This window comes from Phormidesmis sp. 146-20 (assembly GCF_052939475.1).
This window is the reverse complement of the sequence record NZ_JBJPHT010000008.1, coordinates 89970-107137: the sequence shown is the minus strand read 5'-3', so window position 1 is coordinate 107137 and position 17168 is coordinate 89970. Positions and strand designations below refer to the sequence as shown.

The window sequence follows — 17168 nt, the reverse complement described above, 5'->3', positions numbered from 1 at the left end:
GGCTTCTGCCCCCTAAATCCCCCATTCTGGGGGACTTCAAGCCAAGATTTCCGGTTTCAAAGTCCCCCATTCTGGGGGATTTAGGGGGCACGATCAACTGTGCATTTCACGAATGATTTAGGATTGCTATATAACTCGTTTCCAAGCCGCCTGAAAATTCTCAATGCTCAAGAATACTGCAATCTGAGCATCCATCTACTTTGCATTGTGATAAATCTCTAATCGAGCTGCCCACCCCAAAATCTCGATCGCAACTTCAGCTTCAATTTCCTTCTGCAAATATTGCTGACAAGCTTGCTGAATGTTGCGATAGTGCGGCTCAGTAGACTTTGAACGCTGCTCCCCCGCCTTCACCAATACTTCTAAATATTCAAATAAATCTGGCTGCCTTTTCTGTCGAAGCGACCACCGCAAATAAGCAATCACTTTCTTCAGTTCATTCACATCAGTTTTACTAGCTTGCAGCGATCGCGCAATTTCATCTGCCGTCTTCCAATCCTGCTCTCTCATTCTTCCTCCCTCGGTTCTCGATCAGTTGGATAACGCAATACCTGCAAAAGCTCACCCACAAGCGACTGATTAATCAACTGTCGATGTGCTTCCGCAATCAGTTTTTGCTTTACTGCATCCGACCAAGCAGAAGCCTTGTAATCATAGTCAGAATAGCGATCGACCACATTTTGTTGATTCACAATTTCCGCCTTCATGATCTCAACCGTAACCGTCCCCATTCCCTGATTTTTCCCGGCTCCCAGCTTCAAAGCGATCGGATGCTTAGAATCTTGTCCAAGTGCAATTAGCAATGCTCCCAACTCAGCCGAATCTAGATTCTTAAACTTCAATCGTGTTGTAAAAATCGCCCCCTTCGGCGCACGTTGAATCGCAACTGTTCGACCCTGCCCCTCAGCAACTCGGCACGTTTGATAGTAAAACTTTCGCCCCTTTGCTAGACCATTGCGATCGCAATACCTAGTCAGCGATTTAGGTGAAAACATTGGACGCACGTATCCAACTTCAGCAGAAACATTGCACAGCGCATCTGTAAAAGACACCAATCCCTGATAGCCCATCGCCCCAAACACTCGCCCCGCAGCACAGAGACGCTCTCCACTTGAAGGTTTATAGCCATCAGGAAGCGTCATTGCTGATTGAGTCGCCGATCGACTATTAGTAATCACCTCATAAATTGCACGAATGCACCCTTTGAGAGAACTGCCCTGAATTACCAATGTTCCATTCTGAGACTGCACCATCGGACGAATCATGGGGACATCACTTTCCCCGATATCTCGCCCAAGCGCTGCGATTCCAGATGAGATATGCACAGGCGTTTGTGCAGTCAAAGCTAGGTCAAACCAACCATGAAAGCGATCGTACCCAAAGCGATCGTGTCCATAACGCTCTTCTAGCTTCGGCTCCGTTGTTGCAAATGGAATCAGTTTGAATGAAGTATCTTCCTCAGTCATGACGCTTGTACCGTAAGTGCAATAAACTGAACTGCTAACGTGTTCACATTGCGAAAACACCGCTGCTGAATTCGACACACCTCTATACCTTTTTCGTAAGTGAAGCCGTTTGGATATTGGGGATTTTTACGATCGCCTGTTAAATTTGTGCGATCGTGCATCAGAACCGGATGATCTTCATGCTCCCATTCGCCCGATAACGGCTGAAATCCCGCTTCATTCAACGGCTCTGAACTCAACATCAACACCCGATAGCTCTGTTGAACTTGCTTCCACCGCAGTTCTAGTTGCGAATTAAACAATTGCCCTTCTGGACTCGGAAACCCTTTCAGATGGGTCTGAATCCCACTGACTTTGTGAGTCCAACGCAGAAAATAGTAGCTCGAAGCGCGATCGTACTTTTCCAAGAGGGCCTGAAGTGTCTCTAAATCCATCTGAGCCGAAGCAACATAACTCATGCAGCACGCTCCTGTAAGAGAACTTTCCACTGTTCTACGGCTGACCGAAACAAGCTCTCTACTTGTTCTTGACCCCGCCACTCCATCTGCACTCCAAATCCCAGTGACATTGCCTCAGCAGGAATCGGCGTTGCTTGATGATCACGGTCTGGAAATCCATAAGGATTCTTCCCTAAAAATTCGCCCGCTCCTAGTAGCATCGTCTTATCCCAAGTCTTGCGGCTTTTACCCATCATCTGGATTTTGTCATCTTGAAATTGACAAGTGGGATAACGCACGATCGCTCGTTTGTAATCAAGGCTAACGGTTCCTAAGCCTCGCGATTTCCCAAAGCCAATCCCAAACCATCCATCATTTAGGTCTCGCAACACTAAGCCAATCAATCCTAACTGTGCAAGCGAGAAATTCTTAAGATGGATTTTGGTACTAAACGCACCAGAGGTACAAACTTCAAAGTTAAACAATGCTTTATCGGTTGCTGCACCTGTAACTCGATCGATCGCAACACCATTTCGTTCCTCTAACACTAATGGAATTCCAGCTTGAGCATCATAGTAGGCATCTTCTACTCGCACTCGACTAGAAATCGAAGTGTTTCCAAACATTTGCTCAGTAAAGCAAGAATGGAGATAGATGTTCTCAGGGCTTTTTCCTTTTAAATAATCTCGTTTGTCATTTAAGGGATCATTTGCCCATAGTTGATCGGGTTCTTTCAGGTTATAGCTTTGACTCCCTACAGTTCTAACAATTCGTTCTGCCTGGGCGCGAATTGCACCTTTGAGCGAACTTCCTGGAAAATAAATCTCCTTTCGCCCATTGTGGAATGTTTCAACAAATTCCATATCAGGCTTTGTCGGATCAGCCCCTTGGCGACCCGATTTAATCAAAATTGGGCCTTCAGGGATAAGATTGAGTTCGATCGTACATTGATTCACAATTGCTTTGTGCATAATAAGTTCCTAAGCTTGTACAACTTGATGATTGGATAGTTTGTGCAAGAGTGCTTCTGACCATCTTGATTTAAGTTCTGCATCATTCAGAATGTTCTGCCTCAGTGTTTGATCCTGATGACTTGCAAGCTGTTTGAGATAGTTCAGCAATTTCTCTCGATCGATTTTGTCTCCTTGTCTGACATCGATCCACTCCATTCGCTCCAGCACCAACTTCACCACACCCAATCCTCTCGATCGTCCTCCTCCTAGTGGCAATTGTTCTGTCTCTAACTGGTACAACCCGACCAGCAACAATCCCAACTCCCAGTCTTCCGCATTCTCAATCACTGCCTGAAACTGAAAGGGTGTTCCCGCAGGAACCACTTGAAAATCGTAAAGCTTTCCACTCGAAGCCGTTTCGGTATCTCGCTCGATCGCGACTCCATTTCGCTCCTGATACTGTCCAAACCAAATCTCCGGCACAACTGTCAAATCACGAACCTGAAGCTTTCCAGCTAACCAAGGCGCACCAAATACAAGTGAGACTAAATCTGTTCTCTCTAGAATCTTCTCAGTGAGTGATTTATCGTCCTTATTCTCAGCTTCTTTGTATTCATCTTTCAGATCTTTGAGCCAAGCAGTTATTTTTGGATCGACTAGCTCCGAAGGATCTCTAGCAAAGTTTAAGTCAATACCACGCAGAAAACTTTCTAAGCGCGATCGCAGTGCCCCTTTGAAGCTCGATCCAGGAATCAAAGGACGACGCAGCGCATCTTTGATCACGGGTAAATCCGAGCCAATGGGATCAGTCGATTTCCCGGCTCCCACTCGCAATGCTGTCACTGTTGTCAGTGTTCCTGTAATCTCTAATCGATTCTTAAAAACGTTAAACATAGCTTCCCCCTACGGCTTGCGATTGACTTCTGGTTCTTTTCCATATCGGCGCAGGCGCAACTGGTCATTCACACTTTCACAACTAACCCGTAAACCCTGTGTGACTCGAAAATGATCGATGCGGTTTTGATTAACATATTTGTCATACTGCAATCCTCCGTCTGCTTTTAAGGGTGCTGGATCGCCATTGGAGGCATTGAGCATAACGGAGACTTTTGCTAATGTCTCTTGGAGCTTCAGACGATCTTTTGCATCTTTAACTTGTTTGTAGTCTGCTTTGAAAGCATCGCTGTAAATTAATCTGGGAAATGCTAGTAAATCTTGTGACATCAGTTGAAGCTTAACTTCCTCCCAAATTAACTCGCCCCAGGTTGAAAATAGCTTTCTACCATCGACCTCCCACAACATCAATTCAGGAATCATTTCAGCTTCTGCAACTGTGGGTTCATGCCCAGCTTTTATCAAAGCAAGCTGCAACGCATGAGGCGCGATCGCAGCTTCATCAATTTTAATCGGGAGTCTCGGAATGGTAATCAGTTGCGAACCTGCTCCTTCAAAAATGTAGATGATTTCATCGGCGTAGAACATACCGATCGTATTCATATACCCTTGCAAGCTTTTGAAGCTGCCGACTAAATTGAAGTAGATTCGATAGCCGTGGTCTTTTCTCAAAGGTTCAACTGTTTCGCGTAACCAGACAATAAGTTCATCAATGCCAACTGCAAAAAGCGCTGTACTTGCCATTGATAACCCCCTCGGACAGACAATATTGACTTGAGTGATGCCTTCCGATCGCAAAAAAGATTCTACAATTTTGGCGGTTGCAACTCCTTGTGCAGTATCAGTTGCAATTAAATAGTGGATGTCTTGCTGTCCCTGATCTAGCTGTTCTTGGTAAATGCCATAGATGCCATTTAGCTCTGCACTTGCTAGACGAATTTGCTGTGAAGAACTTTGACTGAGAACTTCTTGAGATCGTGATTGCAAAACTTCGATAATTTCTTTTGCTGTTGCCGGAAGTTCTTCTGATTTGCAATTTGCAGTATCTCTCAACTGGTTATACCAAGTCTTTTCATCAGGACTCGATCGAACAATCTGATTTGTCAGTAAGCTAGTTCCAATTGTAGAAACAATCACTCGACGCATGGTAAATTCTCCTATTAATTTCGCTTCTGAGGCTTGCTAGGACGCTCAAATGCCTTAGATGGAGCATCAGGTTTAGACTGATTAAAATTCTTCTCTTCTCTTGCTTTTGAAGGGTTACGACCTTCTTCGACCAAAGCAGTATGTTCTCGAACTAAACTTCCTAAATAGAGTTGTGCAAGTCTGAGATGTAAATCTTTCAGATCCTTTGTGTATTCTGGTGTTTGAAAATATTCGCCGAGTTGGTGCTGTTTAGGAAGTGATGTTTTAACTTGCTCAAAAATCGCCTTTGCATCGTCTTCTAGCTCTTCTAATTGGAGAATTAACGCATCTACAAATCTTCGATCTCTGCGCTTTACGCCCAAGACTTTGATATCTCGTGCAGCTTGATAGCGCATATAAGTCTTAATGGTTTCTATGGACGATGTTGGATCAGAAGCAACTAGCAGAATGTTACGAAGTGGCGATCGCTTACTGGTGTCTTCGTGCCCAATATCAAATTCTCTTGCAAGTTTGCCTAATTTCTCAATCACGCCATCCATACGATAGCGAATCTCTCGATCGATTCTTAGCATCAACTCTTCTTTCAGCAAACTCATACCGCATTCTCCCGAAACACCGTGTGAAACTCATTACAAACCTGTACCTGTCCGAATCCTTCGGAGGTACGATCGCCAATTCCTCTCCACTCTAGTTCTTGCAGCGCTCCATACCATTGCTCTGGCTGTTCAGTGCTGAATAAGAACACTGAGCCTCGATTTGTTGTAAGCTCCATATCTTTCATCAAGCCCCAAGCAGAATTCCAGCCCGCTCGATAGTCGTAGCTGCTATAAGAAGTTTCTAGATGAAGTGTGGAGTCTTGAATGCCTGCAAAGTCTCGTAGCATTTGAGCAGATAGCACGATCGTATGTTGCCAGTTATCTGTCAAAATTACATCAGACTGGAGATCTAATGTGAAAAAGGTTCGCTGAGGCAAAGATTGATCAGGTGACTGTCTAAAAATAGACCAAAGGTTCCAACGGTCTTTAAGTTTTGAATTGAACGTAGCAATCTTTTTCTCAACAGATTCAACGGTCTGACTATTGTTGATTGCTAGATGGACTTTGCCCAGTCCTCTTGATGCAGAGCCTCCCATTCGGAAACTGTCAGAATGTTTCTGAAGATAGTTTCTCAATGCTGCTGCTAATTGATCATCATCAATCCAGATCTGACTGCGATAGCTGACGTATTCCCACTCTGGAAAGCGATCGCGCGTATTTCTCAAAAACGATTCATTCAAAACTTCGATGCTGTAAAGAATGTCATCCTGTGCAGTTGCTCTACGGCGATTGATCCCAACTTTCGTCAAAAAGCGGCTTGAAACACTATGCGTCCGATAAGGATACTGCCCATGAATTGCTTTGCTATAAAACCCGGCAAAAGGCTCAATGCGACTCGTATCTTTGGGACAGCTTGGATCATAGATATGCCCGCATTGTTCAGCACAAAAACGATCGATTAACGTATCAAAAACGCCACCTTTCTCTTTGTTCTCCATTTTGAATCCAGGTTCAGCTTTAGAACTGACCGCCGTAGCAGGTAAAACATAAACAGCTTCAGGAACACAGCGAGATTCAGACTCACTGATTTTGGCGATCGCTGGATAAGCATTCTGAAAAATCGCAGGCTGTCCCCCTAAAAACAAGGCTTGAAACTGCCCACCATTGCTTGAAAGATCTTTATTTTGCGGTTTTGCTGTCTTGAGAATCTGAGCCGCGATCGCACCTCGGATTATCGTGCCTGGGATGTAGCTTTCCGTTTCGCTGATCGAGCCACCTGGTTTCTGTCGTCCGATTGCTAATGGAGCTTGAGCCGTGATTTCTAGTTCAATACAATTCATTCCGACTCCCTGGGCGCAATCAGTTGTAACCAAATTTCATCGTCTGGACTCACTTGAGGAAATTCTGTCCAGGTGAGCCAACCCAGTCCAGCAGATTTGCTGCCCCCTAATGCGTGAAGATGTTGGAGTGCTGCCGAAATGAGTGCGATCGCATAGTCTGGACAATCCGCGAGGAGATGAATGGCTCCTTTGAAAGGAAGTTGAGCATTCGCAGGAGAAGTTTCTAGGAAAAAGAGCTTCTGATCCTCAGCAGTACTTCGCGATCGATTGATCGAAACCCCTGGACGAATGACTTCTCCTAATTCTTCTCGGCTATACTGACAGACCAGATCATCAACGGCAATCCGAGCAGGTAAAATCGGATCACCAAATATCTGTGAGACAAGGCAGTGATAGCCTGGGTAATTAGCAACTGTATAATGCGATCGAAATTCTGCTTCAACATCATCAGGACAAAGCTGATTCGCACCTGGAGCTTCGGCAATCCACCATCCTAAGCTTCGAGCTAACTTTTCACATTCGTGCCGTAGTCTGCCTTTGAGTTGAGAACCTGGGATGATCAGTTGTCCTTGAGCATTCCGAACAATGGGCTTGTCAGCGAGAGAACCTGTTGAGCCACCAGCACCAACACAAAGCGCTGAATCTACGATCGCACAACTGTCGATCGTCTGAAGAATGGGAGGTGCAAGCTCATCGAGAACAATCATAGCAATTGCCTATTTAGAACGAGATTGAGCAGGAGAGGACTTTCGTTGAATCTTGGATTTTGGTGGGTCAGGAACAAAGGGAAACAAATCCGTTAACTCGTACCAAATTGTTTCGTAAGTAGTAGAGTCGGAGTCTAAAATCGACATCCAAGGAGCGAGGTTGCCTGAGTTGAGTTTGGCACTACACCAGGGTTGCTCAAAGGCTTGTTCTAAGTTTTGACCTTTCTCGCCCAGGCGAGCGCGGAAGTATCGATAGTTGAGGATTGCAGTTTGTTTGCCTTGTTCAAGTAAGCTTCGGATTTGGTAGAGTTGTGACTTTGGAAAATCGGCTTTTTTGAACGCTGCAAGCGTTTCTAGTAACCCACTCATTTCATGCAGAGTATAGGGTGCGCCATAAAGCTTGAGATGTGCTTGTCCATCCCGTTCGCGAGTTAGACCCTGAGCGCGAAACTCTTTGATGTTGGAAGAAATCATTGTGACGGATTTCATCACTAGAAAATCGATCGTGCCTCCGAGGTAGCCTTTTCCTTTGAGCTTCTTCGCTTTTTGTTTTGCTGATTTTAGTAATTGCTCTACCAAATCAGCCGCATAGTAAATCGGCGTATCTTCGGCTGTGATGAGGACACCTACAGACATACTGAGCTTACATTGCTCTCTCGAATTAGGTCGCTTGGTTGCATCACTGGGCTGATAGCGGTGAACAGATTCTTGATTATAGGATTCATCGCTTTTGTAGATCTGTTTATCTTTCAGTAGCTTCTCGAATTCTTGACTGAGTGTGTTCGCGATCGCTAAAGCACGATCAGCAGGCACAATCAAAAAAACATCATCGCCACCAATCGTGACAATTTCAAAGGGATGAATCCAGCTTGGGTCTTTACGATCGGAAGAATCATCAGGCTCATAGTAGAAGGGTTTAAGATGCTTTGCGATCGCGTGATACACTGCCTGTTCTGTGACAGCAGAAATATCTTGGCTAAATGCGCGATAATCTTGAGGGGTTTTGATTTCTTTTTGAATATAGCCCCCCATGTTATTGCCATCAGCATAGATGTAAGCAACGAAACCAGATGGTTTACTAGCTGCACCAATTTCTCGCAGCGATCGCGCTTCTTTAGTATCGTGTGGCATTGACTCGAAGTAGTTCTGGTAGGGCAGTTTGCTACGACTATCTAGAAACTTCTGCACCCAGCTATCTATTTTTCCATGCTTCCAGTTGCCGACGATGCTTGACCACCAATCTTGTTCTGTACTCCATTTAGCAATTTGACCCATGATGTACTTCCGCCCGGAGGGTTCGGAGAATTTCATCCGACGCAAAGCAGGCACACGAGCGATCGCTGAACGTCGATCGCCTTCATCGCGTTGAGCATAGGGATGAGTTTCGTAGAGCGGGGGATAGGCGCGAGTTGGGCGATTTGAAGTAATATTCCCGCTTCGTCGTTGATTGAATTGACTGGCAAGATGGGCAACTAATTCATTGAAAGATTTACGATCGCGAAATGGTTGGTCAGGATCTTCAGCGTTAGGCTGACCAAAGTAAGCTTGAAATAGTTCGTGTTTCGGATTTGCGAGATAGTCTTGGAGCCAGGGCTGTTGAATTTTGCCAAACCGAAATTCTAGTAGCTTGAATGTCTCACCGACAGCACAGGAGTTTGCAATCAAGGTTTCGCGGGTGTAGCATTGCTCGATCGCGTTAGCAAGCTGATGAACATATGCGGCTGGACAGAGCGCGAGAATATTTCCCCCTGTGGAATAGACAATGAGTTCTGGGATCAGTGCTTTACTGAGTTCGGGATATTCTTGCTTGAACCAACTTTGAACAGTTGACTCGATCAAGGAATCGAAGAAGCTGCGTAAGTCGATGAGGTTAATGCGATCGAGTAATGCTGATGCGCCTCGAATGTCCTGTAGATTGCTGGTTTCAAAGACGTATTGCTTAATTTTAGTTGCGCCACCGAAGACGAGTCCGATTTCTGTAGATTCATTCCAAAGTTCATCGTATTCGGTTTGGAATTGCTCGATCGTGTCTGGAATTTGTGCTGATTTTTCGAGCTTTTGTAATTTTTGGGCTTGGTCTAAGTAGTGAGAAAGTTCGGAATCGATCGCTTGTCCTTGCTTTAGATCGTGACGAAATTTTCTGAGTAGAGAGGGATCGTGTTGGGGAGTTTCTTTGTTACCCCAGGCGAGACACCAAGCGATCGCGATAGTAATGTCCTGATGAGACTGAATCATGACAGATTGAGAAAGTTAGGGGGCGAGACGAGCGGACGATTGACAAGTTCTATGATGCAGGACGGTGGAAAAAGGATTTTCCACTCTAATTTTTCTTTCAGCAGGAGATTCCTATCGATATTACGCTCGAATTTTGAGACAACCCGTATTTTTTCGGAAATTTAAACGATCGTGTAATCTTTCTAACTTTCTAAAAGATTTCTTAAATGTAGCTCGTGCGATTGAAAGCGAGGTTGACCTTTTTCTAAGAGTCGATTACCTTGTTCAGTATCGATGATTTCCACGCGATCCGCCAGAACCTTGAAAGCCGCATAACTTCGTTGGATTGCGTCGATGCCTTGTTCCATAAGGTTTCTAGCGCTTGACGATCTAGCTTATTGACACTAAATCAGTGCTTATTGACTAGTACAAAGCTATTACGTCGATTTGGGTCTTGAGAGCTTCTCAGGGCAAGGCTCCCTAGATGAAGTGTTTCATCACTCATTCCCCGCAAGGGGATGGAAACAGAAAAACACGAGACAAGCGATTGAATCGCATAAGGTTTCATCACTCATTCCCCGCAAGGGGATGGAAACACGTTGATGTTAGGCATAATACCTCTAGACTATCATAAAAAAGTTTCATCACTCATTCCCCGCAAGGGGATGGAAACGTTTGCCATCCAGTCGATCGTTTCCGCCATTCCCAAAAAGTTTCATCACTCATTCCCCGCAAGGGGATGGAAACGTTTGCCATAGCGCAAAAGTGGTTCATGGGTTTCCATGAGTTTCATCACTCATTCCCCGCAAGGGGATGGAAACATCAGATTCAACAGACATGGTAGAGTCCTCGTATAAACGTTTCATCACTCATTCCCCGCAAGGGGATGGAAACGAAATTCCTTAAGAATGTAGTCGAGTTACTTACAACTCGTTTCATCACTCATTCCCCGCAAGGGGATGGAAACCTTGACCCGCAAAACATAGACCCAAACGCTCTAGGTTTCATCACTCATTCCCCGCAAGGGGATGGAAACACGTTGATGTTAGGCATAATACCTCTAGACTATCATAAAAAAGTTTCATCACTCATTCCCCGCAAGGGGATGGAAACTTTTCCACATCCGTTAGTTGTTACACGGAATGCAGCCCAAAGTTTTGTCGATCGATCGAATAAGCACGATCGCGCTAAACCGACTTCTTCATAAATGTTTCTTTTTTGTGTCCCAAGCCCTCCCTCAGACATTGGCTTACATGAGCGCTTCGCCAAATCTCGAAAAAATGTTCTACGGAATGGTCATGAATGGAAGCAGCTATCTATTCGTGAAAGCACTCGAAAAACAGTACGGAATTTCTGACCTATTTTCAACACGATCGCAGTATCGCAACGGTCTATACGAAGTGCCCCGAATCTTAACGCATCTAGGACAACTCACTATAAGCCAGTAGCTTGGTGATAGTCTAGCGAGAGTAATGGAATCGCGCTTGAAGAAACTTCACTCGATCGCGATAAACCTCATAAACCAGTCGATGCTCATCTGTGATCCTGCGCGACCAAGTATTTGAGTTTAGATATTTCAGCGGCTCCGGCTTTCCAATTCCATCAAAAGGATCACCATCACCGCTTCAACAAAATCCATCACTTTCAACGCAATCTTGCGATCGCACTCAATCCAAAACCGCAAATCCTCACGAAAATCAGGCTCAAAAACTGCACTCCGCTCCAGCTTTTCTGAAGACTCCTCAGCCGTCGATTCCGAAGACTCATTCAACTTCTTAGGGCGTTTCTTCGACAAGTCCAAACTCCCGTTTGAAATCTTCAACCGATTGTGCAGCCGTTTCTTGCACCTTAGAGCGCTCCAATGCCGCAATCAAACGATCGGCATTTGCAGAAGAACTCAGTAAATGAAATGTTTCGAGCAAACTGGAAAAATCCTCATCCGTCGTCGCCTCATTTAAGCCCCGTTCGATCGCGGCTTTTGCGGTCGGATTTTGAATGGCTTGAAGCTCGATTGCAAGTAGCTGCCTAATATAGGGTTTGGGATCAACTTCGATCGGAACAGATAAAATCGCTTGACCCAACTTGATGGTTTGATAACTCTCAAGATTATGGCTTTCGATCAGATTTGAAATCATTCTGATTCTTCTGAGCAAACTACACTGCGCTATGCAACAGTATAACCAAGATGACCTAGGCACGATCGCAAACCCCTCTCATTCCTTCATTGCTTTGCGAGCCAACTGCGAATACTTTTTCACGCTCTCATACCCAATCCCCAGATCCTCCGCAATCCCCTTCAAACTCTCCCCAAACTCCTGCCGCGCCACGATCGTCGCCCACAAATCCGCCGCCTTCTCCGCCCGCTCCCCACCTTGCCGCTTCTTCAACCCAAAAAAGAACGCCTTCAACTCCGCCCGCCGCGCCTCAATCAACACCCGCCGCTGCACCTCCACCGAATCGTTCCACTCCGCCACCTCCACAACTGGCTCCTCAACCGATTCCACCTCCAACCATCCCGCTCTGGTCTGCCCCAACCCAAACGTCACCTTATGCCCCGTCCCAAAATACGGCGCACAAAACACCAGCGATCGCACCATTTGCACATAGTCCGGATCACCCTTCGCCTTCGGACTCAGCCCAAACTGCACCCGACCCACAAACCCAGTCACCGAGCCTTGTTTGCCTGCTTGGACTTTGAGCGATCGCACCTCATGCCGCAAGATCACCACACACTCATTCACCCAGTTAAGAAAATCCTCTTGCTCAACTGCGATCGATGCAAAATCATTCCAACGCCGCAAGTAACTATGAAACACATTCTCCGGCATCGGCAAAGGTAAATGATTCTGCCGCTTCCGAAAACTCGTCGCACTCAAAAACGTCAGATTCAAATCATCCTGCTGCCCTTCCCCAGCCTGCTCCCAAACCGCCTCATACGTCATCGCAGGCAAACCAATCTCCCACCGCACAATCCGAAACACTTCCCCCCGCAGCTTAATCTCCGTCGGTGGCTTCACCAACCACTGCTGCATCCACTCACAAACCTCATGATTCAGCCCCGTCACCGTCCAAGCATAAAGCTGCTCTGCCTCAAACTGAATCGATCGACCCACCCGACTCCCTTCCAATCCCGAAATCGTAAACGCTTTCTCCGACTGCCCATCATGCAAATAAGCCGAAAGATCCGGATTCATAGATCGCACCTGATCCAAAAACCAAGCATGAAGCTGAGTCGAAAAGTTAGAAGTCGCTTGAAAACTCCGATTCGGCTGCAAGAAGAGCGCAAGTCCAATCAATTCAGCAGTGTCATCCCAACTTAAAATCGGTTTAGCAGCACGACGTGGCATATCTCAAATCAGTAACTTGGACTCATCTTACCCCGCAAGTTTGCTCGAAGCATTCGATCGCCCATTCGCCTGAAATCCCAGCATGACGCGAATCAGATTCAGCGATCCAACGACTTTCCCTTGAGCATCCACCTTCGCGGGCGTGTACTGAATCGATCGCTTCGTGCCCACACATGCCAACACCACTCCCACCGAAGCATGAGCCGTCATCCCGGTATAATCTGCAATCACCTCTGCCTCTGTCCAACCCTTGGGCAATCGAGTCCGATAAATCTCATCCACTCGCGCCCGAAACTCCAATGGATTGTAGATATCATTCACGACCAAAGGTGCATCCACACACATATCAGGAAACTCCTGACAAAGCTCCCGCGCCATATCCAACCGTTCTCTTGAACAAATCAACCAGCACCGTTGCAGCACTCTATCAACAACTTCTCAAGCACTCAAACCGAGTCTTCCTGCAACGGGTTTGTCCGGATGGCGAAGGAATGTGGTCAAGCGAAGCTGATCCAGCAGTCGTGCAGTCAATTCGCAGAAAAGGTCAGTTCTCTGAAGAGTTTGTTCTTGAAACGCTTCGAGCCATTGATCACCTGGGACAGAATCCACATTTTTCGATTGTTCTGCTCGATCTCGGTGGTAAGCGTACAGCAGAAAATGCAGAAATTTTGCAGCGCTCTGACTTTTTGATCCTACTGTCGTCGAACCTGCAAGAAATAAGCCATTGGCAGCAGTTTGCTCACTGTGAGAATTGTGAAACGATCGCGTTTCTAGAAAGTCGTCTGCACAAAATCGATGCGGTGTTAAACCAAACGGTATGTTCTCACATCAATTTTACTCCAACTCTAGCGAAGGGCATCCTGTGGAATTTGGATCGACATGGCAACACAGCAACTTACGAGAGTGCTGTCGCTCAACTTGCAACTTGGCTACACGATCGCTTCATAGCTTACTAATTCACCTGAAGCAAATATGTAGATAATCGCTAAATCCTCTATTCTGGGGGACTTTGAACCTTGGGTTTCCCTCCGCTTTGGGGCAATTCATCCCCTGACTCAGCAACGCCGCCAAAATTAGCTGACCAAGCATATTTAGAGAATTTCAGGTTAATAAACTCGCGTTCCTTAGTGATTAGTAGATTAGTCGTGAATCGATGGCTAAGAACAATAACAACCCGCCCTTTGAAGATTCCTACTGATTTAGGTACTGCTGTAGTTTTCTAATCAAGCAAATGACGACATTCATTAAATAGCCAAGTGCCAAATAGACCGTCTAGAATCTCTTGATAAATTTCGGGTGTTAGCTGGGCTGGAATAAATGCTTTGACCCATAAGAGATGATATCCCTGATCGGTTTTAAGCGGCTCTAGTAAGTCACCCGATCGCGCATTAAAAACTGCCGCAGACACCTCTGGTTTTAAGTTCCAGCGATAAAGTTTTCCCGCGTAGCCGCAGGTTTGCCGAAGCGATTCATCCTGATTGTAGAGATGGGCGGCTTCAAAAAAGCTGGTTTCTCGTTCCTCAATTTGAAAGAATAGCTCCTGGGCAATGGTCTGTTCAGAAACAATGATTTGATACAAAACAACTTGGTCAAAGTCCGATCGATGTTGAGCAAAAGCCGCTTTAACTTCTTGATCAAACAAGATGTGTGAGAGTTTTTTAGTTAGCAAGCGATCGCGAATTCCTGCCTCTAAATCTTCGGCTGTGATCATCTGGTCATTTAACCAGGCTAACGTGTCGGATGCTTTTTCTAAACGAGATTCTCGACGTAAGCGATCGCTTTCTGCCTGAATCTCATCCTGCGTCACGATGATTCCCTTTGCGTGAGCCGTTTGATCAATAATTTTCTGATGCAAAACCTTTTGATAAATCTCTTTTAATCGAACACTTTTCTTTAAGTAATTGATGAGATCGTCCAACACAATAAAAGATTCAAACAAATGATTAACCATCTCAAACTAGCTGATTTTAACTAAAAATATCACTGCTAAAACTCAACTTTTTAATTTCTCTAAAGCTTCTGAAAGGCAATCGAAAAAAATGTAGGAACATTACGAATAACACTCCTACAAAACCACATTTTTTTACAGTTAATCGTTAGATGCCAAACGCAAATGCAGTTCCACCAGAGGTGCTGAATACACCTGCTGCACCTGCTGCATAAGTTGAGCCAGATGTCCCAGCCGCTACAGCCAAGTAGGTACCCTTGGCAAAGCCGGTGGAGTAGTTGCTCGTTGAGAATGGACCTGACCAGGATTTGCTGCTAAACCAGGCTTTAGCGCCTCCAACAATGCCAGTTGCTTCTTTTGAATCAAACACAGTGTCTAGATATTCCAGGTCGCGAATTACCATGAGATTTCTCCTTCGTTAAAGATGTTTTCACGCAACAGGGAGCGCACTTCAGATCATATCAATTAGAGAAAAATATTCGAGATTTCACCATTAATAATGTCAATTTTTCATAGTAGCTTTATATACTAACTTTTCAAAAGATTGGTTCAAGAACTATCAAGAACCTTCTTAAAAAAATTGCTCTTGATGTTGAATTTTATTACCCCAACAAAATACCTCACTCTAGAAATTGCTACAAGCGAAGACCTCCTTTTTGCAATTGACGAATTGGATCGAATAACACATCGATAATGCGACGACGACGAATTACAAGTTCTGCTGTAGCCACTTGACCCGCTTTGAATACAATCGTTTTCTGATCGGCTGTAATCGAGGTGCGATCGAGCGCAATTTCGACCTGGTAAACTGGCTCTGACTGATCGCTAGGCTTGGCATCTGGAGAAATTGAAACCACCTTTCCCGAAACCATCCCATAATCTTGATAGGGATAGGCATCGAGTTTGATTTGCGCTGCCGTTCCCACTTGAACAAACCCTGCTTCCTGATTTGGCAAACTTGCCCGTAGTACTAGCGGAGCCTTGAGAGCAGTCATCTCTGCGATCGTTTGTCCCGGTTGTACAACTTCGCCCACATTTTGAATGCTTAGAGAAGACACTGTTCCTTCAACAGGCGCAACTAACAATCGCTGGCTAACTTTGGTTTTTGCAGTATTTAATAAGGTTTGAGTTTCGGCAATTTTGGCTTTTAGTTGAGTGGCTTCAACTTCTAGCTGTTGGGTTTGCTGTTGAGCTTCTAGCTGAGATCGAGTGCCGTCTGCTTGCTTTTGATCCAACCCTGCTTGCAACTGCCTGACTTCTGACAACGCTTGTTCCAGATCTCCCTGGCTTTTGGTAATACTGCTTTGACGATCGCGCAATGCCTGTTCTACTTCAAACAAACGCTCTTGCGAAACGGCTCCTTGGCTGGCAAGTGTTCTAAGTTTTTCGAGTCGCGATCGCTGCGCCGTTTCATCCACTCGAAGCTGAGACAAAACTTCCCGAACTGTGTTTACCTTGGTAGTAGACTGAGCGATCGCAGCAACTTGACCCTGTGAATTTGCAGACGCACTTTCCTGTCCCTGTTGGGCTTCTAGACGCGATCGGGCAACCAACATTTGCATCTGGTTAAGTTGTGTTTGATCAGAGGCTAGTGTTTGCTGTAAGCGATCGACTTCTCCGGTTGAGAGTTGTGGGTCGAGTTCCGCCAGAGTTTGTCCCGCTTTCACGAGCTGTCCTTCTTTGACCAGCAGCTTTGTCACCTTGCCTGATTCGACCGGATGAATCTTATACACGCTTCCTTTAGGAACAAGCTGCCCACGGGCATGACCGACCTCATCGATCTGCCCAAAATAAGCCCAGGCACCAAAAGCACTACAAAACGCAATGCCACCCAGCAGTAGGTAAAGCGGAAAGGCGATCGGAGGTTGGTCTAGTACGGACTGTAGAGAAGTAGACCAGTTTGATTGTTGAGCAACAAAAGTGCGACTCGTGGAGCTTGGAGAATTTAATTTCAGACGATCATCCAACTTCTGCACAGCAACGCTCCTGGAGATAACTTGCGACTGAATTTCCGTCTGATTAGAGAATTTAGATTGTCTCCTAACATCCTTTCAGTTGTATTTGCTTATTAACCGATACAGCGATTTCTAAACTTAAAGTAGAAATTTCAGTAAAAATACCACGTCAATATTACTGGATCTCATTTCTCAATACGTAATTACACTCGACTTTACTGGGAT

At 45.5% G+C, this 17168-nt stretch carries 21 protein-coding genes and 1 CRISPR repeat array; of the genes, 2 read left to right on the top strand and 19 right to left on the bottom strand.

Annotated elements, in window-relative coordinates; all coding sequences use genetic code 11:
- Positions 1-195 precede the first annotated feature (195 nt).
- From ACKFKH_RS09455 to ACKFKH_RS09405, 11 genes are all read right to left on the bottom strand, one after another.
- Positions 196-510 (bottom strand): hypothetical protein, encoded by a 315-nt coding sequence (locus tag ACKFKH_RS09455; protein ID WP_446858023.1) that lies wholly within the window; start codon positions 508-510, stop codon positions 196-198.
- Positions 507-1466, bottom strand: a complete 960-nt coding sequence (locus ACKFKH_RS09450) for an RAMP superfamily CRISPR-associated protein (RefSeq protein WP_446858022.1) — start codon at positions 1464-1466, stop codon at positions 507-509. Before ACKFKH_RS09450 ends, ACKFKH_RS09455 begins: the two co-directional genes overlap by 4 nt.
- Positions 1463-1924 carry a hypothetical protein gene (locus ACKFKH_RS09445; protein WP_446858021.1) on the bottom strand — a complete coding sequence of 154 codons (462 nt, stop codon included), beginning with the start codon at positions 1922-1924 and terminating at the stop codon, positions 1463-1465. The genes ACKFKH_RS09450 and ACKFKH_RS09445 overlap by 4 nt, the downstream gene beginning before the upstream one ends.
- Positions 1921-2874 carry an RAMP superfamily CRISPR-associated protein gene (locus tag ACKFKH_RS09440; RefSeq protein ID WP_446858020.1) on the bottom strand — a complete coding sequence of 318 codons (954 nt, stop codon included), beginning with the start codon at positions 2872-2874 and terminating at the stop codon, positions 1921-1923. Before ACKFKH_RS09440 ends, ACKFKH_RS09445 begins: the two co-directional genes overlap by 4 nt.
- 9 nt (positions 2875-2883) lie before the next feature.
- The gene (csx7, locus tag ACKFKH_RS09435) at positions 2884-3750 is read right to left on the bottom strand and encodes a type III CRISPR-associated RAMP protein Csx7 (protein WP_446858019.1); all 867 of its coding nucleotides are present in this window, start codon (positions 3748-3750) and stop codon (positions 2884-2886) included.
- 9 nt (positions 3751-3759) lie between these two features.
- Complete coding sequence (locus ACKFKH_RS09430; protein WP_446858018.1) at positions 3760-4896, bottom strand: hypothetical protein; 1137 nt, start codon at positions 4894-4896, stop codon at positions 3760-3762.
- Between the two features lie 14 nt (positions 4897-4910).
- Positions 4911-5492 (bottom strand): hypothetical protein, encoded by a 582-nt coding sequence (locus ACKFKH_RS09425; protein WP_446858017.1) that lies wholly within the window; start codon positions 5490-5492, stop codon positions 4911-4913.
- Positions 5489-6772 carry a type III-D CRISPR-associated RAMP protein Csx10 gene (gene csx10, locus ACKFKH_RS09420; protein ID WP_446858016.1) on the bottom strand — a complete coding sequence of 428 codons (1284 nt, stop codon included), beginning with the start codon at positions 6770-6772 and terminating at the stop codon, positions 5489-5491. Before csx10 ends, ACKFKH_RS09425 begins: the two co-directional genes overlap by 4 nt.
- The gene (locus ACKFKH_RS09415; protein WP_446858015.1) at positions 6769-7479 is read right to left on the bottom strand and encodes an RAMP superfamily CRISPR-associated protein; all 711 of its coding nucleotides are present in this window, start codon (positions 7477-7479) and stop codon (positions 6769-6771) included. Before ACKFKH_RS09415 ends, csx10 begins: the two co-directional genes overlap by 4 nt.
- A 9-nt stretch (positions 7480-7488) precedes the next feature.
- The gene (gene cas10, locus ACKFKH_RS09410; protein ID WP_446858014.1) at positions 7489-9714 is read right to left on the bottom strand and encodes a type III-B CRISPR-associated protein Cas10/Cmr2; all 2226 of its coding nucleotides are present in this window, start codon (positions 9712-9714) and stop codon (positions 7489-7491) included.
- Between the two features lie 182 nt (positions 9715-9896).
- Positions 9897-10061 carry a hypothetical protein gene (locus tag ACKFKH_RS09405; RefSeq protein ID WP_446858013.1) on the bottom strand — a complete coding sequence of 55 codons (165 nt, stop codon included), beginning with the start codon at positions 10059-10061 and terminating at the stop codon, positions 9897-9899.
- Positions 10062-10184: 123 nt separating this feature from the next.
- Positions 10185-10806: direct repeats of the CRISPR family, unit length 35 nt; unit sequence GTTTCATCACTCATTCCCCGCAAGGGGATGGAAAC.
- 29 nt (positions 10807-10835) lie between these two features.
- On the opposite strand from ACKFKH_RS09405, the gene ACKFKH_RS09400 reads away from it, so the two are divergent.
- Positions 10836-11141 (top strand): hypothetical protein, encoded by a 306-nt coding sequence (locus tag ACKFKH_RS09400; RefSeq protein ID WP_446858012.1) that lies wholly within the window; start codon positions 10836-10838, stop codon positions 11139-11141.
- A 12-nt stretch (positions 11142-11153) separates the two neighbouring features.
- Here ACKFKH_RS09400 and ACKFKH_RS09395 read toward each other — a convergent pair whose 3' ends face one another.
- The 5 genes from ACKFKH_RS09395 to ACKFKH_RS09375 form a co-directional block, all read right to left on the bottom strand.
- On the bottom strand, positions 11154-11273 hold the full coding sequence (locus tag ACKFKH_RS09395) for a type II toxin-antitoxin system YoeB family toxin (RefSeq protein ID WP_446858103.1): 120 nt from the start codon (positions 11271-11273) through the stop codon (positions 11154-11156).
- Positions 11270-11464: a hypothetical protein gene (locus ACKFKH_RS09390; RefSeq protein WP_446858011.1), complete on the bottom strand. Its 195-nt coding sequence runs from the start codon at positions 11462-11464 to the stop codon at positions 11270-11272. The genes ACKFKH_RS09395 and ACKFKH_RS09390 overlap by 4 nt, the downstream gene beginning before the upstream one ends.
- A 4-nt stretch (positions 11465-11468) precedes the next feature.
- The gene (locus tag ACKFKH_RS09385) at positions 11469-11828 is read right to left on the bottom strand and encodes a hypothetical protein (RefSeq protein WP_446858010.1); all 360 of its coding nucleotides are present in this window, start codon (positions 11826-11828) and stop codon (positions 11469-11471) included.
- Between the two features lie 78 nt (positions 11829-11906).
- Positions 11907-13040 (bottom strand): CRISPR-associated endoribonuclease Cas6, encoded by a 1134-nt coding sequence (gene cas6, locus ACKFKH_RS09380; protein ID WP_446858009.1) that lies wholly within the window; start codon positions 13038-13040, stop codon positions 11907-11909.
- A gap of 27 nt (positions 13041-13067) precedes the next feature.
- A complete protein-coding gene (locus ACKFKH_RS09375; protein WP_446858008.1) occupies positions 13068-13418 on the bottom strand; it encodes a hypothetical protein in 351 nt (116 codons plus the stop codon).
- A 14-nt stretch (positions 13419-13432) separates the two neighbouring features.
- Between ACKFKH_RS09375 and ACKFKH_RS09370 the strand changes: the two genes are divergently transcribed.
- Entirely contained in the window at positions 13433-13996 is a 564-nt protein-coding gene (locus ACKFKH_RS09370; protein WP_446858007.1) for a hypothetical protein, read from the top strand.
- Between the two features lie 263 nt (positions 13997-14259).
- On the opposite strand, the gene ACKFKH_RS09365 is transcribed toward ACKFKH_RS09370, so the two are convergent.
- From ACKFKH_RS09365 to ACKFKH_RS09355, 3 genes are all read right to left on the bottom strand, one after another.
- The gene (locus tag ACKFKH_RS09365; protein WP_446858006.1) at positions 14260-14991 is read right to left on the bottom strand and encodes a peptidyl-prolyl cis-trans isomerase; all 732 of its coding nucleotides are present in this window, start codon (positions 14989-14991) and stop codon (positions 14260-14262) included.
- A 145-nt stretch (positions 14992-15136) separates the two neighbouring features.
- Entirely contained in the window at positions 15137-15391 is a 255-nt protein-coding gene (locus ACKFKH_RS09360; protein WP_446858005.1) for a hypothetical protein, read from the bottom strand.
- 232 nt (positions 15392-15623) lie between these two features.
- The gene (locus ACKFKH_RS09355) at positions 15624-16964 is read right to left on the bottom strand and encodes an HlyD family efflux transporter periplasmic adaptor subunit (RefSeq protein ID WP_446858004.1); all 1341 of its coding nucleotides are present in this window, start codon (positions 16962-16964) and stop codon (positions 15624-15626) included.
- Between the last annotated feature and the right edge of the window lie 204 nt (positions 16965-17168).

What these genes read in the sequence shown, in the direction of transcription:
- ACKFKH_RS09405 (WP_446858013.1), bottom strand. Translation starts at nt 10,061, where the DNA reads ATGGAACAAGGCATCGACGCAATCCAACGAAGTTATGCGGCTTTCAAG.
- ACKFKH_RS09440 (WP_446858020.1), bottom strand. Translation starts at nt 2,874, where the DNA reads ATGCACAAAGCAATTGTGAATCAATGTACGATCGAACTCAATCTTATC.
- ACKFKH_RS09450 (WP_446858022.1), bottom strand. Translation starts at nt 1,466, where the DNA reads ATGACTGAGGAAGATACTTCATTCAAACTGATTCCATTTGCAACAACG.
- ACKFKH_RS09400 (WP_446858012.1), top strand. Translation starts at nt 10,836, where the DNA reads ATGCAGCCCAAAGTTTTGTCGATCGATCGAATAAGCACGATCGCGCTA.
- ACKFKH_RS09415 (WP_446858015.1), bottom strand. Translation starts at nt 7,479, where the DNA reads ATGATTGTTCTCGATGAGCTTGCACCTCCCATTCTTCAGACGATCGAC.
- csx7 (WP_446858019.1), bottom strand. Translation starts at nt 3,750, where the DNA reads ATGTTTAACGTTTTTAAGAATCGATTAGAGATTACAGGAACACTGACA.
- csx10 (WP_446858016.1), bottom strand. Translation starts at nt 6,772, where the DNA reads ATGAATTGTATTGAACTAGAAATCACGGCTCAAGCTCCATTAGCAATC.
- cas6 (WP_446858009.1), bottom strand. Translation starts at nt 13,040, where the DNA reads ATGCCACGTCGTGCTGCTAAACCGATTTTAAGTTGGGATGACACTGCT.
- ACKFKH_RS09375 (WP_446858008.1), bottom strand. Translation starts at nt 13,418, where the DNA reads ATGGCGCGGGAGCTTTGTCAGGAGTTTCCTGATATGTGTGTGGATGCA.
- ACKFKH_RS09425 (WP_446858017.1), bottom strand. Translation starts at nt 5,492, where the DNA reads ATGAGTTTGCTGAAAGAAGAGTTGATGCTAAGAATCGATCGAGAGATT.
- ACKFKH_RS09360 (WP_446858005.1), bottom strand. Translation starts at nt 15,391, where the DNA reads ATGGTAATTCGCGACCTGGAATATCTAGACACTGTGTTTGATTCAAAA.
- ACKFKH_RS09445 (WP_446858021.1), bottom strand. Translation starts at nt 1,924, where the DNA reads ATGAGTTATGTTGCTTCGGCTCAGATGGATTTAGAGACACTTCAGGCC.
- ACKFKH_RS09385 (WP_446858010.1), bottom strand. Translation starts at nt 11,828, where the DNA reads ATGATTTCAAATCTGATCGAAAGCCATAATCTTGAGAGTTATCAAACC.
- ACKFKH_RS09455 (WP_446858023.1), bottom strand. Translation starts at nt 510, where the DNA reads ATGAGAGAGCAGGATTGGAAGACGGCAGATGAAATTGCGCGATCGCTG.
- ACKFKH_RS09430 (WP_446858018.1), bottom strand. Translation starts at nt 4,896, where the DNA reads ATGCGTCGAGTGATTGTTTCTACAATTGGAACTAGCTTACTGACAAAT.
- ACKFKH_RS09365 (WP_446858006.1), bottom strand. Translation starts at nt 14,991, where the DNA reads ATGGTTAATCATTTGTTTGAATCTTTTATTGTGTTGGACGATCTCATC.
- cas10 (WP_446858014.1), bottom strand. Translation starts at nt 9,714, where the DNA reads ATGATTCAGTCTCATCAGGACATTACTATCGCGATCGCTTGGTGTCTC.